The sequence below is a fragment of the Streptomyces sp. NPDC051041 genome, from assembly GCF_044456065.1.
GTDB lineage: Bacteria > Actinomycetota > Actinomycetes > Streptomycetales > Streptomycetaceae > Streptomyces > Streptomyces glaucus.
In genome coordinates, this window is sequence record NZ_JBITFM010000008.1 from 140,780 (window position 1) to 155,977 (window position 15,198).

The window sequence follows — 15,198 nt, forward strand, 5'->3', positions numbered from 1 at the left end:
GCACAGCGCTCCGCTCCGCCCTGCCTGAAAACCGCCTGCCCCGGCAAGCGGTTCGCCCTGACACCGGCCCGCACGCCCGCCGAGGGGACCACACATGGCATCACAACCACCGCTGCTCAGCATGTCCGGCATCACCAAGTCGTTCCCCGGTGTCCGGGCCCTCGACGGCGTCGACCTCGACGTCCAGGCCGGCGAGGTGCACTGCCTGCTCGGCCAGAACGGGGCCGGCAAGTCCACCCTCATCAAGGTCCTGGCCGGCGCCCACCAGCCCGACGGGGGCACCATCCGCTGGCGCGGCGAACCCGTCACGCTCCGTTCGCCGATCGCCGCCATGCGCCTGGGCATCGCCACCATCTACCAGGAACTCGACCTGGTGGAGCACCTGTCGGTCGCCGAGAACGTCCACCTCGGCCACGAGCCGACCACCGCCGGATTCGTCGTCCGCGCGAGGGCGGCGAAGACGTCGACGGCCGGGCTGCTGGAACGGCTCGGCCATCCGGAGATCGATCCGGGCCGCCCGGTGGGGGAGCTGCCGGCGGCGCAGCAGCAGATCGTGTCCATGGCGCGGGCGCTCTCCCACGACGTACGGCTCATCGTGATGGACGAACCGTCCGCCGCCCTCGACCCCGACGAGGTCGACAACCTCTTCCGCATCGTCGGCGGCCTGACCGCCGACGGGGTCGCCGTCGTCTACATCTCGCACCGCCTGGAGGAGATCCGCCGCATCGGCGACCGGGTCACCGTGCTGAAGGACGGACGCGCCGTCGCGGGCGGGCTGCCCGCGAGGACGACACCCACCCGCGAGGTGGTCGCGCTGATGACCGGACGCAACGTCGAGTACGTCTTCCCCGAGCGGCCCGCCGCGCCGGCCCGCGGCGAGGCGCTGCTGGAGACCCGGGGGCTCGCCCGGGAGGGCGAGTTCGCCCCCCTGGACCTGAAGGTGCGCCCCGGTGAGATCGTCGGACTCGCCGGACTCGTCGGCTCGGGCCGCTCCGAGATCCTGGAGACGGTCTACGGCGCCCGCCGGCCGACGTCCGGTCAGGTACTGGTCGACGGGCGGCCGTTGCGGCCGGGCAGCGTGCGGGCGGCCGTGCGCGCCGGGCTCGGGCTCGCCCCCGAGGAGCGCAAGGCGCAGGCGCTGCTGATGCTGGAGTCCGTCACCCGCAACGTCTCCGTCTCCTCCCTGTCCCGCTTCTCCCGCGGCGGCTGGATCGACCGGGGCGCCGAATTCGGCGCGGCCCGGGCCGCCGTCCGCGAGCTGTCCCTGCGGCCCGACGACCCGTCCGTGCCGGTCCGCACCCTGTCCGGCGGCAACCAGCAGAAAGCCGTCCTGGCCCGCTGGCTGCTGCGCGGCTGCCGCGTGCTGCTGCTCGACGAACCCACCCGCGGCGTCGACGTCGGCGCCCGCGCCGAACTGTACGCGGTCGTGCGGCGACTGGCCGACGAGGGCCTCGCCGTCCTGCTGGTCTCCAGCGAGGTGCCCGAGGTGCTCGGCCTCGCCGACCGCGTGCTGGTGCTGCGCGAGGGACGCGTCGTGCACGAGGCGCCCGCCCGTGAGCTCGACGAACACCGCGTACTCGACCTCGTCATGGAAGGAAGCCCGGCGTCATGACGCAGCCCGTCTCCCCGCCCCGGGACAGCACCGGCAAGGTGCCGTCGGCCGCCCGACCCCCCGTCTGGCAGGGGCTGTCGGCCCGAGCCGACGTCCGCACCCTCTCCCTGCTCGGCGTGCTCGCCGCCCTGCTCCTCATCGGCGGGATCACCAAGCCGGACGAGTTCCTCGACACCCGCAACCTCCAGCTCGTCCTGACCCAGGCCTCCGTGATCGGCGTCGTCACCGTCGGCATGACCTTCGTCATCACCTCCGGCGGCATCGACCTGTCCGTCGGCGCGATCGTCGCCCTCGCCTCGGTGTGGGCGACCACGGTCGCCACCCAGGAGTACGGCTTCGGCGGCATCCTGTTCACCGCGGTCGCCGTCGGCGTGGGCTGCGGCCTGGTCAACGGGCTGCTCATCGCCTACGGCGGGATGGTCCCGTTCATCGCCACGCTCGCCATGCTGGCCTCGGCGCGCGGCCTCGCGCTGCAGATCACCGACGGCAAGACGCAGATCGTCACCGTCGACGGCGTGCTCGACCTCGGCGAACGCGACGCCTACGTGCTCGGTGTGCCGCCGCTGGTGCTGGTCTTCGCCGTCGTCACGGTCATCGGCTGGCTGGTGCTCAACCGCACCACCTTCGGGCGCCGCACGGTCGCCGTCGGCGGCAACGCCGAGGCGGCCCGGCTCGCCGGCATCGACGTCCGCCGCCAGCGCCTGTACCTGTACCTGCTGTCCGGGCTGTGCTGCGGCGTCGCCGCGTTCCTGCTGATCGTCCTGTCCGGCTCCGGCCAGAACACCAACGGCAACCTCTACGAACTCGACGCCATCGCCGCCGCGATCATCGGCGGCACGCTGCTCAGCGGGGGCCGCGGCACCGTCACCGGCTCCGTGCTCGGCGTCCTGATCTTCACCACGATCACCAACATCTTCGCCCTGAACAACCTGCAGAGCGACGTCCAGCAGATCGCCAAGGGCGCGATCATCGTCGCCGCCGTGCTGGTCCAGCGCCGTACCGCGAGCACGACCTGAGGAAAGGGTTCACCGCCATGCACGAGCTCACCAGCCGCAGAGGACTGCTCTTCGGAGCCGCCGCCGTGTCCGCCGGTGCCCTCCTGACCGGGTGCACCAGCAACGAGTCCGACGACGAGCCGGCCGCCGCCGACCAGCCGGCCGCCGCCGACAAGCCCGGCAAGCCCGTCACCATCGGCTTCGCCGGCCCGCAGGCCGACCACGGCTGGCTCAACGCCATCAACGACAACGCCAAGCGCCGCGCCGAGAAGTACTCCGACGTCACCCTGGAGATCACCGAGGGCTCCAACGACACCGCCCAGCAGATCGGGCAGATCGAGACCCTGATCAACAAGAAGGTCGACGTCCTGGTGGTGCTGCCCGCCGACGGCAGGGCGCTCACCCAGGTCGGGCTGAAGGCGATGCGCGCCGGCATCCCCGTCGTCAACCTCGACCGCGTCTTCAACACCCCCCAGGCCTACCGCTGCTGGATCGGCGGCGACAACTACGGCATGGGCCTGAGCGCCGGGCACTACATCGGCGAGAAACTGAAGGACAAGCCGGACGCCCGGGTCGTCGAACTCGCCGGCCTGGACAACCTGGAGCTGACCAAGCAGCGCACCCAGGGCTTCGACGACGCCCTGAAGAACTACCCGAACATCAAGAAGGTGGCCCGCCAGGCCGCCGACTTCACCGTCGAGTCCGGACAGGCCAAGATGGCCCAACTGCTCCAGGCGCAGCGGAAGTTCGACGCGCTGTGGAACCACGACGACGACCAGGGCGTGGGCGCCCTGCGCGCCGTCGAGCAGGCCGGGCGCGACGACTTCCTGATGGTCGGCGGCGCGGGCGCGCTGTCCGCGTTCCAGGCGATCGAGCGGGACGACGGCGTGCTGAAGGCGACCGTCCTGTACCCGCCGACCATGGCCGCCTCCGCGATCGACCTCGCCCGCGCCCTCGGCCAGGGCAAGGGCGTCGGCGGCCTCGCCGAGTACGAGATCCCCGCCTCGATCACCCTGTACTCGGCCGTCGTCGACAAGACCAACGTCGGCCGGTACATGTCCACCGGCTTCAAGTGACCGCTCCGCCCGCACCCCCCACGTGCGCCACCCCGACGAGGACGAGGAGGACATCAGCATGGCACAGTCGCAGGCCCCGGAGGGGGCCGAGCCCGAGAAGCCGCCACTGCGCGTCGGCATGGTCGGCTACGCCTTCATGGGCGCCGCCCACTCCCAGGGCTGGCGCACCGCGGGCCGGGTCTTCGACCTGCCGCTGACCCCGGTGCTGGCCGCGATCTGCGGCCGGGACGCCACCGCCGCGCGCGCGGCGGCCGACCGGCACGGCTGGGCGACGGTCGAGACCGACTGGCGTGCCCTGGTCGCGCGGGACGACATCGACCTCGTCGACATCTGCACCCCCGGCGACAGCCACGCCGAGATCGCCCTCGCCGCCCTCGCCGCCGGCAAGCACGTCCTGTGCGAGAAGCCCCTCGCGAACACCGTCGAGGAGGCCGAGGCCATGACGCGGGCCGCCGAGGCGGCGTACCGGAGCGGCCGGGTGGCGATGGTCGGCTTCAACTACCGCCGGGTGCCCGCCACCGCGCTGGCCCGGCGCATGGTGGCCGAGGGCCGCATCGGCAGGCTGCGGCACGTGCGGGTGGCGTACCTCCAGGACTGGCTGGTGGACCCGCAGTTCCCGCTGACCTGGCGGCTGCGCAAGGAGCAGGCCGGCTCCGGCTCCCTCGGCGACCTGGGGGCGCACATCGTCGACCTCGCGCAGTACCTGGCGGGGGAGCGGCTGGCGGGCGTGTCCGCGCTGACGGAGACCTTCGTCCGCGAACGGCCCCTGCCCGCCGGGGCCGGCAGCGGCCTCTCGGCCGTCTCCGCGCACGGCACCGGGCAGGTCACCGTGGACGACGCCGCCCTGTTCACCGGCCGCTTCACCTCCGGCGCCCTCGCCTCCTTCGAGGCCACCCGGTACGCCACCGGCCGCAAGAACGCCCTGCGCATCGAACTCAACGGCGAACGCGGCTCGCTCGCCTTCGACCTGGAGCGCCTCAACGAGCTGTCGTACCACGACGGCACGGAGCCCGGCGGACGGGCCGGCTTCCGCCGCATCCTCGTCACCGAACCCGACCACCCCTACCTGGACGCCTGGTGGCCGCCGGGCCACGGCCTCGGCTACGAGCACACCTTCGTCCACCAGGCCCGCGACCTGGTCCACGCCGTCGCCGAGGGGCGCCGGCCCGAACCCTCCTTCGCCGACGGGCTGCAGGTGCAGCGCGTGCTGGCGGCGGTGGAGGAGAGCGCCGAGAAGAACTCCGTCTACACGCCGATAGCAGCCTGAGGAGGCCGACCCGGATGCCGCGCACCTTCACCCTGTTCACCGGCCAGTGGGCCGACCTGCCCCTGGAGGAGGTCTGCCGACTCGCCCGCGACTTCGGCTACGACGGCCTCGAACTCGCCTGCTGGGGCGACCACTTCGAGGTCGACAAGGCCCTCGCCGACCCCTCCTACCTCGACTCGCGCCGGGAACTGCTCGACAAGTACGGCCTGAAGTGCTGGGCGATCTCCAACCACCTGGTCGGCCAGGCCGTCTGCGACGCCATCATCGACGAACGCCACCGGGCGATCCTGCCCGCCCGCGTCTGGGGCGACGGCGACGCGGAGGGCGTGCGGCGGCGCGCCGCCGCCGAGATCGAGGACACCGCGCGCGCCGCGGCCGCCTTCGGCGTGGACACCGTCATCGGCTTCACCGGCTCCGCGATCTGGCACCTGGTCGCGATGTTCCCGCCCGCCCCCGAGGCGATGATCGACCGCGGCTACGAGGACTTCGCGGCGCGCTGGAACCCGATCCTGGACGTCTTCGACGCCGAGGGCGTGCGGTTCGCGCACGAGGTCCACCCGAGCGAGATCGCCTACGACTACTGGACGACCGTACGCACCCTGGAGGCGATCGACCGGCGGCCGGCCTTCGGCCTGAACTTCGACCCCTCCCACTTCGTGTGGCAGGACCTGGACCCGGTCGGCTTCCTGTGGGACTTCCGCGACCGCATCTACCACGTCGACTGCAAGGAGGCCCGCAAGCGCCTCGACGGACGCAACGGACGCCTCGGCTCCCACCTGCCCTGGGGCGACCCGCGGCGCGGCTGGGACTTCGTCTCGGCCGGACACGGCGACGTCCCCTGGGAGGACGTCTTCCGGATGCTGCGCTCCATCGGCTACCAGGGCCCGGTCTCGGTCGAGTGGGAGGACGCCGGCATGGACCGGCTCCAGGGCGCCCCCGAGGCGCTGACCCGCCTGAAGGCGTACGACTTCGAGCCGCCGTCGGCCTCCTTCGACGCGGCGTTCGGCAACTGACGTCCGGGCCCCGGAGGGCTCCCCGGCTTCCGGGGCTCCCCAGCCCTCCGGGACCGCCCGGCTCCGGGGTGACGGCGCACCCCGGCGTACGCACCCGCCCGTACAACCAGCCCCACTCTGGAGGCATTCGTGCACGGGAACGACCGCACCACCCGCACCGACGAAATAGGCACCCACAGACGACCCCCCCTGTTCCGCAAGGCGGTGGCCCTGCTCAGCGGCGCGCTGCTGGCGGGCGCCTCCCTCACCCTGGCCGCACCCCAGGCCGGCGCGGCCACCGCCGACGGGACGGCCGTCGCGGCGGAGGACTTCCAGCAGGTCGCCCTCGCCAAGGGCGAGGCGGAGGTCGGCGAGCCCATGTCGCTGGCCGTCCTCCCGGACCGCTCGGTCCTGCACACCTCCCGCGACGGCGAACTCCGCCTCACCGACGCCGCGGGGAACACGCGACTGGCCGGCAAGCTCGACGTGTACTCCCACGACGAGGAGGGCCTGCAAGGCGTCGGCGTCGACCCCGGATTCACGCAGAACCGTTACATCTACCTGTACTACGCGCCGCCGATGAACACCCCCGCCGGCGACGCCCCCGAGACCGGCACCGCCGCCGACTTCGCGCCCTTCGAGGGCGTCAACCGGCTCTCCCGGTTCGTGCTGAAGGAGGACGGCACCCTCGACACCGCCAGCGAGAAGAAGATCCTCGACGTGCCGACCACCCGCGGCATGTGCTGCCACGTCGGCGGCGACATCGACTTCGACGCGCAGGGCAACCTCTACCTGTCGACCGGTGACGACTCCAACCCGTTCCAGTCGGACGGCTACACCCCGATCGACGAGCGCGCGAACCGCAACCCGGCCTTCGACGCCCAGCGCACCTCCGGCAACACCAACGACCTGCGCGGCAAGATCCTGCGCATCAAGGTCAACGCCGACGGCTCCTACTCCATCCCCGAGGGCAACCTCTTCCCGCCCGGCACGGACAGGACGCGGCCCGAGATCTACGCCATGGGCTTCCGCAACCCGTTCCGGTTCAACGTCGACAAGGAGACCGGCATCCTCTACGTCGGCGACTACGGTCCCGACGCCGGCGCCGCCGACCCGGACCGGGGCCCGGCCGGCCAGGTCGAGTTCGCCCGCGTCACCGGCCCCGGCAACTTCGGCTGGCCGTACTGCACCGGCGACAACGACGCCTACGTCGACTACGACTTCGCCACCGGGCAGTCCGGCGGGACCTTCGACTGCGCCGCCCCGAAGAACGACTCCCCGCACAACACCGGCCTGACGGACCTGCCCCCGGCGCAGCCGGCCTGGATCCCGTACGACGGCCCGTCCGTACCCGAGTTCGGCGACGGCTCCGAGTCCCCGACGGGCGGCCCCGTCTACCACTACGACCCGGCCCTCGACTCGCCGGTGAAGTTCCCCGAGGCCTACGACGGCGACCTCTTCGTCGGCGAGTTCGGACGGCGCTGGATCAAGCGGATCACCAGCGACGCCGACGGGACCGTGCAGGCGATCAACGACGTGCCCTGGTCCGGCACCCAGGTGATGGACATGGAGTTCGGGCCCGACGGAGCGCTGTACGTCCTCGACTACGGCCTGTCCTGGTTCGGCGGCGACGAGCACTCCGCCCTGTACCGCATCGAGAACGCCACCGACGGCCACTCGCCCGTCGCCCAGGCCGCCGCGAACAAGACCTCCGGCCAGGCCCCGCTGCGGGTGAGCTTCTCCTCCGCGGGCACCACCGACCAGGACGGCGACGCCCTCACCTACAGCTGGGACTTCGGCGACGGCACCACCTCCACCCAGGCCGACCCGACGCACCGGTACAAGAAGAACGGCACCTACACGGCGACGCTGACGGCGAAGGACCCCTCCGGCCGCACCGGCAGCGCGAGCGTGCAGATCGTCGTCGGCAACACCGCGCCCAAGGTGACGCTGGACCTGCCCAAGGACGGCCAGCTGTTCAGCTTCGGCGACGCCGTCCCGTTCAAGGTGCGGGTCACCGACCCCGAGGACGGCCGCTCCATCGACTGCTCCAAGGTCAAGGTCACCTTCATCCTCGGCCACGACACCCACGGCCACCCGCTCACCTCGGCCAACGGCTGCTCCGGCACCATCCAGACCAGCGCCGACGGCGGCCACGACGAGAACGCCGACATCTTCGGCGTCTTCGACGCCGAGTACACCGACAACGGGGGCGGCGGCCAGGCCCCGCTGACCACGCACGACCAGAACGTCACCCAGCCCAGGCACCGACAGGCCGAGCACTTCAACGACTCCTCGGGCGTCTCGGTCGTCACCAAGGAGGCCGCGCACGGCGGCAGGACCGTCGGCGAGATCCACCACGGTGACTGGATCTCCTTCACCCCGTACGTCCTGAGCAACGCGGAGAAGGTCACCGCCCGCGTCTCCTCCGGCGGCGCCGGCGGCACACTGGAGTTCCGCGCCGGGTCCCCCACGGGCACGCTGCTCGGAAAGGCGGCCGTGCCGGTCACCGGCGGCTGGGAGACCTTCCAGGACGTCTCCGCCGACCTGTCCCGCGCCCCGCGCGGCACCACCGAGCTCTTCCTGGTCTTCAAGGGGAGCGGCACGGGTGCCCTGTTCGACGTGGACGACTTCACCTTCACGACCAGCTGAGAGGAGGTGGCACCATGCGTGCGACCGGACGAGTGACGACCGCCGCCGTGGGCGCCGCCCTGCTCCTGGGCACCGTCTCGGGGACGGCCGCCTCGCAGGCCGGGGACGAGGGCGGCAGGACCGCCGGGAAGCGGGTGCTGGTCTTCTCCAAGACGGCCGGTTTCCGCCACGACTCGATCCCCGAGGGCGTCGCCACGGTGAAGCAGCTCGGCCAGGCGGGCGGCTTCAGGGTCGACGCCACCGAGGACGCGGGCGCGTTCACCCAGCGCAACCTGCGGCGCTACGCCGCCGTCGTGTTCATGTCCACCACGGGTGACGTCCTCGACGCCGCGCAGCAGCGCGCCTTCGAGGGCTACATCCGCGGCGGCGGCGCCTACGTCGGCGTGCACGCCGCGGCCGACACCGAGTACGACTGGGAGTTCTACGGCGGCCTGGCCGGCGCCTACTTCCAGTCCCACCCGGCGATCCAGCCGGCCACCGTGGACGTCGAGGACCGCGCCCACCCGGCGACCGCCGGCCTGGCCCGGACCTGGAACCGCACCGACGAGTGGTACAACTACCGCTCCAACCCGCGGGAGCGGGCCCACGTCCTCGCCTCGCTCGACGAGTCGTCGTACACCGGCGGCACCATGCACGGCGACCACCCGATCGCCTGGTGCCAGGAGTACCGGGGCGGCCGCGCCTTCTACACCGGCGGCGGCCACACCAAGGAGTCCTACGCCGACCCCGCCTTCCGGCAGCACCTGCTGGGCGGCATCCGCTGGGCCGTCGGCGACGCCCAGGCCGACTGCCGGCCGGAGAACGGCTACCGCCCGCTCCTGGACGGCGCCTCCCTGGACGGCTGGCGGCAGGCGGGCCCCGGCTCGTTCACGTCGGACGACGACGGCACGATCACCTCGTCGGGCGGCATGGGCCTGCTCTGGTACGCCGCGAAGAGCTTCACGTCCTACTCCCTGAAGCTCGACTGGAGGATGGCGAGCGAGTCCGGCGACGACAACTCGGGGGTGTTCGTGGGCTTCCCGCCCTCGGACGACCCGTGGTCGGCGGTGGACAACGGCTACGAGATCCAGATCGACGCCACGGACGTCCCCGAGCGCACCACCGGGTCCGTCTACGGCTTCCAATCCGCCGACCTGAACAAGCGCGACCGCGCGCTGAACCCGCCGGGGGAGTGGAACACGTACGAGATCCGCGTGGAGGGCGAACGGCTCCGCGTCTGGCTCAACGGCGTGAAGATCAACGATTTCACCAACACCGACCCGGCCCGGAGCCTGGCCGACGGACACATCGGCATCCAGAACCACGGAGCCGAGGACCGGGTGTCCTTCCGGAACGTCCGGATCAAGGAACTGCCCGTCCAGGGCGACTGAGCGGCGGCGGGCGGGGGACGCCGGACCCCCGCCCGCCGTCATCCCGCCCGTCCCGCCGCCGGCCCCCGGGGGCCCGTCGCCGTCCCCGGTCCTCCCGCCCGTCCCCGCTTCCCGCCGTTCCCGGCCCTCCCGTTGTCCCCGTCTTCCCGCTGTCCCCGGTCTTCCCGCCGTCTCTGTGGAGTCCACGCACGTACGTCGCATTCGGCGACGTCGACAAGGAGGCTGCCCATGTCCGCGTCCCGTCCAGGTTCCCCTTCGGACTCCGGTTCCCGTGTGGGGGTGTGGCTGATCGGAGCGCGCGGCTCCGTCGCCACCACCGTCGTGGCGGGCTGCGCCGCCGTGTCGGCGGGCCTGCACCCGCCGACGGGCATGGTGACCGAGACGCCCGTCTTCGCCGGCAGCGGCCTGCCGGCCCTGTCGTCCCTGGTCTTCGGCGGCCACGACACCCTCGACTGCCCCCTGCCCAAACGGGCGGAGGCCCTGGCGGCGGGCGGCGTACTGCCCCCCGGCCTCCCCGCGGCGGTCCGCGCCGAACTGGCCGCCGCCGACCGCGAGATCCGCCCCGGCGGCCCCCTGCCCGGCGACACCCGCGGCGAGGAGGAGCTGATCGCCGCCTTCGCCGCGGACATCCGGGACTTCGCACGGCGCCTGGGGGCGGCGCGGACGGTGGTGGTGAACGTGGCCTCCACCGAGCCCACCGCCACCGGGCGCGCGCTCCCGCCGAGCTCGCTGTACGCGGCGGCCGCCCTGCGCGCCGGCTGCCCCTACGTCAACTTCACCCCGTCGACCGGCCTCGACCACCCGGCCCTGGCCCCGCTGGCCGCCGCGTCCGGCCTGCCGTACGCGGGCCGCGACGGCAAGACCGGCCAGACGCTGCTCAGGTCGGTGCTGGGCCCCATGTTCGCGCAGCGGGCGCTCGCCGTGCGGGCCTGGTCCGGCACGAACCTGCTGGGCGGCGGCGACGGCGCCGCCCTGGCCGACCCGGCCGCCGCGGCGGCCAAGAACGCGGGCAAGGAACGGGTCCTCGCCGACACCCTCGGCACGACCCCCCAGGGCGAGGTCCACATCGACGACGTCCCCGCGCTCGGCGACTGGAAGACCGCGTGGGACCACATCGCCTTCGACGGCTTCCTCGGCGCCCGCATGATCCTCCAGACCATCTGGCAGGGCTGCGACTCGGCCCTGGCCGCCCCCCTGGTCCTCGACCTCGCCCGCCTGACCGCCCGCGCCCACGAGGCCGGCCTGTCCGGCCCGCTCGGCGACCTCGGCTTCTACTTCAAGGACCCGGCGGGGGACGGACCCGCAGGGCTCGCGGAGCAGTACGAGGCGCTGCGGGGGTTCGCGGGACGGCTGCGGGACGGCGGGGGAGCGGCGAGCGGGCGCGGCGACGGCGGTCCGGCAGGCACGGACCGCGGCGGGGAGCGGCGATGAGGCGGGGAGCGGCGGTGCGGCGGGAACGAGCCGGCAGGCGTCCCCAGGGGGCCGGGCCCGGAGCGACGGGGGCGGGGACGCCCGCCCCGGCCGCCGCGGCGGACCCGTCCCGGCCGCCGGGCCCCGCGCCCCGCCCCGGGTCCGGCCGAGCGGGAGATCCCGCACCCGGCGGGCCCGGAACCGGGCGCGGCCGGGGAACCGGGCGCGCCTGGGCCGAACTGCTGCGCCTGCCCGCGCTGTTCACCGTCCCCGGCGACGCGCTCGCGGGCGCCGCCGCGACCGGCGCCCGCCCCACTGCCCGCACGCTGCTGGCCGTCGGCTCCTCCCTCTGCCTGTACCAAGCCGGCATGGCCCTCAACGACTGGGCGGACCGCGCGGAGGACGCCGTCGAGCGCCCGCACCGGCCCCTCCCCTCCGGCCGCGTCCGGCCGGCCGCCGCCCTCACGGCGGCCTGCGCCCTCACCGGCGCCGGACTGGCCCTGGCCGCCCGCGCCGGCCGTCCCGCCCTCGCCGTCGCCGCCCCCCTAGCGGCGACCGTCTGGGCGTACGACCTCACCCTGAAGCACACGCCCGCCGGACCCGCGGCCATGGCCGCGGCCCGCGGACTCGACCTGCTCCTCGGCGCGGCGGCCACCACCGGCCGCGCCCGGCCGGCGCTGCCCTCCGCCGCTCTGCTCGGCACCCACACCCTCGCGGTGACGACCGTCTCCCGCGACGAGACCCGCGGCGGCTCGCCCCTGGCGCCCCTGTCGGCCCTGGCCACGACCGCCCTGCTCACCGGCCTCCTGACCCGGGGCCGCGCACGGCGCGCGGCGGGGCGGGGGGACACGGCGCGGGCGCCGGGCGGCCGAGGCGGCGCGGCCGCCACCGCCGCTCTCGGCGCCGCCTACGCCGTGACGGCCGCCCGCCCCTGCTTCCACGCCGCCCTCAACCCGTCGCCCCCGCTCATCCAGCGAGCGGTCGGCGGCGGCATCCGCGCCACGATCCCCCTCCAGGCCGCCCTCACCGCCCGCTCCGGGGCCCCGGTCGCCGCCCTGCTGATCGCGGCCCTCGCCCCGGCCGGACGGAAGTTCGCGAGGAAGGTGAGCATCACATGAGCCCGGACCGCACGAGCCCGGACCGCACGAGCCCGGAACCGCTCCCCACGGCCCCGGCCGGCCCGGCCGGCTCCCCGGGAGCCCCCCGACACCCCGGCGCCGCCCCCCTCCGCTTCGGCTACGGCACCAACGGCCTCACCGACCTCCGCCTCGACGACGCCCTCGCCCTCCTCGCCGACCTCGGCTACGACGGGGTCGGTCTCACCCTCGACCACATGCACCTCGACCCGCTCGCCCCGGACCTCGCCGCCCGCACCCGCCGGGTCGCGCACCGGCTCCAGGCGCTCGGCCTGGGCGTCACCGTCGAGACCGGCGCCCGCTACGTGCTCGACCCGCGCCGCAAACACGGCCCCTCCCTCCTGGACCCGGACCCCGACGACCGGGCCCGCCGCGCCGGCCTGCTGCTGCGCGCCGTCCGGGTCGCCGCCGACCTCGGGGCCCACGCCGTCCACTGCTTCAGCGGCACCGTCCCCGCCGACACCGACCCGGACACGGCCTGGAAACGCCTCGCCGAGGCGCTCGCACCGGTCCTGGACGCCGCCACCGCCGCCGGCGTCCCCCTCGCCGTCGAACCCGAACCGGGCCACCTCCTCGCCACCCTCGACGACTTCCACCGCCTGCGCCACGCCCTCGGCGACCCCGGCGCCCTCGGCCTCACCCTCGACATCGGCCACTGCCAGTGCCTCGAACCCCTCCCGCCCGCCGACTGCGTACGCGCCGCCGCCCCCTGGCTGCGGCACGTCCAGATCGAGGACATGCGCCGCGGCGTCCACGAACACCTCCCCTTCGGAGACGGCGAGATCGACTTCCCGCCCGTCCTCGCGGCCCTCGCCGCCACCGGCTACCAGGGTCTGACCGTCGTCGAACTGCCCCGCCACTCCCACGCGGGCCCCCGCTTCGCCGAGCGCTCCCTCCCCTTCCTCCGCCGCGCGGCGACCACCGCCGCCCCCGCCCGGGCCACCGGGGACCGCGGGCCCGGCGCGGGCCCGGCGCCACCGGGCGGCTCCCGCCCCCCGGACGTCCCCCGCCCGGCCCCGCGCCCCGCCGCACCCGCCACCCCGGAAGGGAGCACCCCATGACCCGTCCCCGCACCACCCCGGCGACCACCGCGGCCACCGGCGGAACGACGGCCGACGGCGGCACCCCGAACCCCGGGACCGCCCCCCTCGACACCCTGCGCGCCCACCTCGCCACCCGCCTCGACGGAGCCGCCCGCGCCTGGCTCGACCAGGCCCTGGACGAGGCGGCCGCCCACCCCGGCGGCCGCGGCCCCCTCGCCGTGTGGGAGCTGCGCCTCGCCGAGGCCGGCCGCCGCTGCGGCCCCGCCCACGCCGACGCCGCCCGCGTCCTCGTCCTGCACGCGGCCCGGGCCGACGCCGACGCCCTGACCCGGGTCTACGTCCAGGGCACCGCCGACGAACGCCGCGCCGTCCTGCACGCCCTGCCCCACCTGGTGCCCGGCCCCGACGCCCTCCCCCTCGTCGAGGACGCCCTGCGCACCAACGACACCCGGCTCCTCGCCGCCGCCGTCGGCCCCTACGCCGCCCGGCACCTCGACCCCCACACCTGGCGCCACGCCGTGCTCAAGTGCCTGTTCACCGGCGTCGGCGTCGACCACGTGGCGGACCTGCCCCGGCGCGCCCACGGCGACGCCGAACTCGCCCGCATGCTCGGCGACTACGCCGCCGAACGCACCGCCGCGGGCCGTCCCGTCCCCGAGGACCTGGACCGCGTCCTGGCCCTGACCCGGACCGGCGCCCCGCCGGCCCCGCCGCACCGCACGGACGACCCCCACGGCAAGGAGTCCTGATGCGCATCTTCGACCCCCACATCCACATGACGTCGCGGACCACCGACGACTACGAGGCCATGTACGCCGCCGGCGTCCGCGCGGTCGTCGAGCCCTCCTTCTGGCTCGGCCAGCCCCGCACCTCGCCCGCCTCCTTCCTCGACTACTTCGACTCCCTCCTCGGCTGGGAGCCCTTCCGCGCCGCCCAGTACGGCATCGCCCACCACTGCACGCTCGCCCTCAACCCCAAGGAGGCCAACGACCCGCGCTGTGCCCCCGTCCTGGACGAACTGCCCCGCTACCTCGTCAAGGACCGGGTCGTCGCCGTCGGCGAGATCGGCTACGACTCGATGACGCCCGCCGAGGACACCGCCCTGGCCGCCCAGCTCCAGCTCGCCGCCGACCACGGCCTGCCCGCCCTGGTGCACACCCCGCACCGCGACAAGCTCACCGGCCTGCGCCGCACCCTCGACGTCGTCCGCGAGTCCGCCCTGCCCCCGGACCGGGTCCTGGTCGACCACCTCAACGAGACGACCGTGAAGGAGGCCCGCGACAGCGGCTGCTGGCTGGGCTTCTCCGTCTATCCCGACACCAAGATGGACGAGGAGCGGATGGTCGCGATCCTGCGCGCCCACGGACTTGAGCGGGTACTGGTCAACTCCGCCGCCGACTGGGGCAGGAGCGACCCCCTCAAGACCCGCCGGGTCGCCGACCTGATGCTCGCCGAGGGCTTCACCGAGGACGACGTCGACCGGGTGCTGTGGCGCAACCCCGTCGCCTTCTACGGGCTCAGCGGCCGGCTCGTCCTCGACGTGCCCGCCCCGGAACCCACCCACGAGGGCAACTCCATCCTCCGCGGCGCCCCGAAGGACGACGGGCACGAGCCGGTCCGCGTCCCGGCCGCGGAGGTGTGAACC

At 74.3% G+C, this 15,198-nt stretch carries 12 protein-coding genes; all 12 read left to right on the forward strand.

Annotated elements, in window-relative coordinates; genetic code table 11:
• The first annotated feature begins 94 nt into the window (after nt 1-94).
• The 12 genes from ACIBAI_RS16145 (at nt 95) to ACIBAI_RS16200 (ending at nt 15,195) form a co-directional block, all read left to right on the forward strand.
• Complete coding sequence (locus tag ACIBAI_RS16145) at nt 95-1,612, forward strand: sugar ABC transporter ATP-binding protein (protein WP_399034614.1); 1,518 nt, start codon at nt 95-97, stop codon at nt 1,610-1,612.
• Nucleotides 1,609-2,628 carry an ABC transporter permease gene (locus ACIBAI_RS16150; protein ID WP_399034616.1) on the forward strand — a complete coding sequence of 340 codons (1,020 nt, stop codon included), beginning with the start codon at nt 1,609-1,611 and terminating at the stop codon, nt 2,626-2,628. The genes ACIBAI_RS16145 and ACIBAI_RS16150 overlap by 4 nt, the downstream gene beginning before the upstream one ends.
• A 17-nt stretch (nt 2,629-2,645) precedes the next feature.
• Nucleotides 2,646-3,683 carry a substrate-binding domain-containing protein gene (locus tag ACIBAI_RS16155; protein WP_399034618.1) on the forward strand — a complete coding sequence of 346 codons (1,038 nt, stop codon included), beginning with the start codon at nt 2,646-2,648 and terminating at the stop codon, nt 3,681-3,683.
• A 58-nt stretch (nt 3,684-3,741) separates the two neighbouring features.
• Nucleotides 3,742-4,950, forward strand: coding sequence for a Gfo/Idh/MocA family protein (locus ACIBAI_RS16160; protein WP_399034620.1), 1,209 nt, complete (start codon nt 3,742-3,744; stop codon nt 4,948-4,950).
• A 14-nt stretch (nt 4,951-4,964) separates the two neighbouring features.
• On the forward strand, nt 4,965-5,963 hold the full coding sequence (locus ACIBAI_RS16165) for a sugar phosphate isomerase/epimerase family protein (protein ID WP_399034622.1): 999 nt from the start codon (nt 4,965-4,967) through the stop codon (nt 5,961-5,963).
• A 129-nt stretch (nt 5,964-6,092) separates the two neighbouring features.
• Nucleotides 6,093-8,594, forward strand: a complete 2,502-nt coding sequence (locus ACIBAI_RS16170) for a PQQ-dependent sugar dehydrogenase (protein ID WP_399034624.1) — start codon at nt 6,093-6,095, stop codon at nt 8,592-8,594.
• Between the two features lie 14 nt (nt 8,595-8,608).
• A complete protein-coding gene (locus ACIBAI_RS16175; RefSeq protein ID WP_399034626.1) occupies nt 8,609-9,964 on the forward strand; it encodes a ThuA domain-containing protein in 1,356 nt (451 codons plus the stop codon).
• 228 nt (nt 9,965-10,192) lie between these two features.
• Nucleotides 10,193-11,395 carry an inositol-3-phosphate synthase gene (locus ACIBAI_RS16180; RefSeq protein ID WP_399034628.1) on the forward strand — a complete coding sequence of 401 codons (1,203 nt, stop codon included), beginning with the start codon at nt 10,193-10,195 and terminating at the stop codon, nt 11,393-11,395.
• Nucleotides 11,392-12,492: an SCO3242 family prenyltransferase gene (locus tag ACIBAI_RS16185; protein ID WP_399034630.1), complete on the forward strand. Its 1,101-nt coding sequence runs from the start codon at nt 11,392-11,394 to the stop codon at nt 12,490-12,492. The genes ACIBAI_RS16180 and ACIBAI_RS16185 overlap by 4 nt, the downstream gene beginning before the upstream one ends.
• A complete protein-coding gene (locus tag ACIBAI_RS16190) occupies nt 12,489-13,571 on the forward strand; it encodes a sugar phosphate isomerase/epimerase family protein (protein ID WP_399034632.1) in 1,083 nt (360 codons plus the stop codon). Before ACIBAI_RS16185 ends, ACIBAI_RS16190 begins: the two co-directional genes overlap by 4 nt.
• Nucleotides 13,568-14,302, forward strand: coding sequence for an EboA domain-containing protein (locus tag ACIBAI_RS16195; RefSeq protein WP_399034634.1), 735 nt, complete (start codon nt 13,568-13,570; stop codon nt 14,300-14,302). Before ACIBAI_RS16190 ends, ACIBAI_RS16195 begins: the two co-directional genes overlap by 4 nt.
• The gene (locus ACIBAI_RS16200) at nt 14,302-15,195 is read left to right on the forward strand and encodes a TatD family hydrolase (protein WP_399034636.1); all 894 of its coding nucleotides are present in this window, start codon (nt 14,302-14,304) and stop codon (nt 15,193-15,195) included. The genes ACIBAI_RS16195 and ACIBAI_RS16200 overlap by 1 nt, the downstream gene beginning before the upstream one ends.
• Nucleotides 15,196-15,198 lie beyond the last annotated feature (3 nt).

Coding starts and splice junctions, on each gene's coding strand:
- ACIBAI_RS16145 (WP_399034614.1), top strand. CDS start 95: ATGGCATCACAACCACCGCTGCTCAGCATGTCCGGCATCACCAAGTCG.
- ACIBAI_RS16150 (WP_399034616.1), top strand. CDS start 1,609: ATGACGCAGCCCGTCTCCCCGCCCCGGGACAGCACCGGCAAGGTGCCG.
- ACIBAI_RS16155 (WP_399034618.1), top strand. CDS start 2,646: ATGCACGAGCTCACCAGCCGCAGAGGACTGCTCTTCGGAGCCGCCGCC.
- ACIBAI_RS16160 (WP_399034620.1), top strand. CDS start 3,742: ATGGCACAGTCGCAGGCCCCGGAGGGGGCCGAGCCCGAGAAGCCGCCA.
- ACIBAI_RS16165 (WP_399034622.1), top strand. CDS start 4,965: ATGCCGCGCACCTTCACCCTGTTCACCGGCCAGTGGGCCGACCTGCCC.
- ACIBAI_RS16175 (WP_399034626.1), top strand. CDS start 8,609: ATGCGTGCGACCGGACGAGTGACGACCGCCGCCGTGGGCGCCGCCCTG.
- ACIBAI_RS16180 (WP_399034628.1), top strand. CDS start 10,193: ATGTCCGCGTCCCGTCCAGGTTCCCCTTCGGACTCCGGTTCCCGTGTG.
- ACIBAI_RS16185 (WP_399034630.1), top strand. CDS start 11,392: ATGAGGCGGGGAGCGGCGGTGCGGCGGGAACGAGCCGGCAGGCGTCCC.
- ACIBAI_RS16190 (WP_399034632.1), top strand. CDS start 12,489: ATGAGCCCGGACCGCACGAGCCCGGACCGCACGAGCCCGGAACCGCTC.
- ACIBAI_RS16195 (WP_399034634.1), top strand. CDS start 13,568: ATGACCCGTCCCCGCACCACCCCGGCGACCACCGCGGCCACCGGCGGA.
- ACIBAI_RS16200 (WP_399034636.1), top strand. CDS start 14,302: ATGCGCATCTTCGACCCCCACATCCACATGACGTCGCGGACCACCGAC.